At 79.0% G+C, this 1,365-nt stretch carries 1 protein-coding gene and 1 pseudogene; both read left to right on the top strand.

The features are described 5' to 3' along the window. Positions 1-990 (top strand): SWIM zinc finger family protein (locus MHW47_RS35430; protein ID WP_239227906.1); only part of this gene is annotated, 990 nt, incomplete at its 5' end. A gap of 121 nt (positions 991-1,111) precedes the next feature. Further along, positions 1,112-1,365: pseudogene (locus MHW47_RS35435) on the top strand (hypothetical protein); the annotation flags it as partial.

Raw genomic sequence — 1,365 nt, forward strand, 5'->3', positions numbered from 1 at the left:
GGTGACGGCGCGCCGGACGGCCCCGCCGACCCGGAGGCGGCGCGCAAGCGGGCCGAAAAGCGGGCCGAGCGGGTCGGGGGCGGCGCGCGGGAGTTGGAGCAGCGGCTGACCGATCTGCTGCGCGGGGGGCTCGCGGCGGCCGAGCAGTCGGGGTACGGGCTGTGGGAGGAGACGGCGGCCCGTATGGTCGATGCCCAGGCGCCCGGCCTGGCGGGCCGGGTGCGGGAGCTGGGCGCGGTCCCCGCGTCCGGTCCCGGCTGGCCGGTGCGGCTCCTGGAGGAGTGCGCGCTGCTGCATCTGCTGGACGCGGCGTGGCTGGGCCGCGACCGGCTGCCGCCCGCCCTGGCGACCACCGTGCGGACGCGGGTGGGCCTGTCGGCCTCCCCGGAGGGTCCGCCGGTGCGCGACCGCTGGCTGGTCCTCGCCCAGTACGACACGCATGAGGGCCGGATCGTCGCCCGCCGCATCTGGCTGTACGGGGAGGAGTCGGGCCGGACGGCCCTGCTGCTGTCCTACGGGGCGGCCGGCCGCTCCCCCGCCCTCGCGCTGCCCGTGGGCGCGACCGTGGAGGCCGAGCTGACGCCCTATCCGGGGGCCGGGCAGCTGCGGGCCGAGCTGGGTGAGCGCTTCCACCTCGCGCAGGCCGCCGCCTCGCCGCCGCCGGGGGGATCGCCCGCCGAGGCGGTCGCCGCGTACGGGCGGGCCCTGGCCGATGATCCCTGGCTGGAGTCCTGGCCGGTGACGTTGCGCGAGGTCATACCCGTGCCGGCCCCGGAGGGCTGGCAGTTGGTGGACGCGGAGGGCCGGGAAGCCCTGCCGGTCACCGCCGCCGCGCTGAACCGGCCGGCGCTCTGGAAGCTCGCCGCGGTCTCGGGCGGCCTCCCGCTGACCGTCTTCGGCGAGTGCGGCCACCGCGGCTTCGACCCGCTGGCGGCCTGGCCGGCGCAGGCCGGTGCGCACGGACCCGCCGAGACCGTAGCGCTCATCTGACCTCGCAGCCCGCCTGCCGACGACTTCGCAGTCCGCCTGCCGACGGCCTCGCCGCACGCCTCCCGACCGCCTCGCAGCCCGTCTGCCGACGGCCTCGCCGCACGCCTCCCGAGGAGGAGCCATGCCCCACCCGACCTCGACCACGACGCCCATCGACCCCGCTTCCACCGCCTCCTCGTCCCCCTCCCCCGCCGCGCCCGCCGCACCCGGCGGGCCGGGCGACGCGATGGCGGGGCTGCCGTGGGAGGAGCTGGTGACCACGGCCCTGCTCGGCACGGACCGGCGGCCGCCGGCGGGGCTGTCCGGCGACGGCCCGGACGGTACGGCGTCGGCCCTGCTGGACGCCGCCGCGCTGCACACCGTGCGGCGCCGGGC

It is taken from the genome of Streptomyces sp. OfavH-34-F, from assembly GCF_022347745.1.
GTDB lineage: Bacteria > Actinomycetota > Actinomycetes > Streptomycetales > Streptomycetaceae > Streptomyces.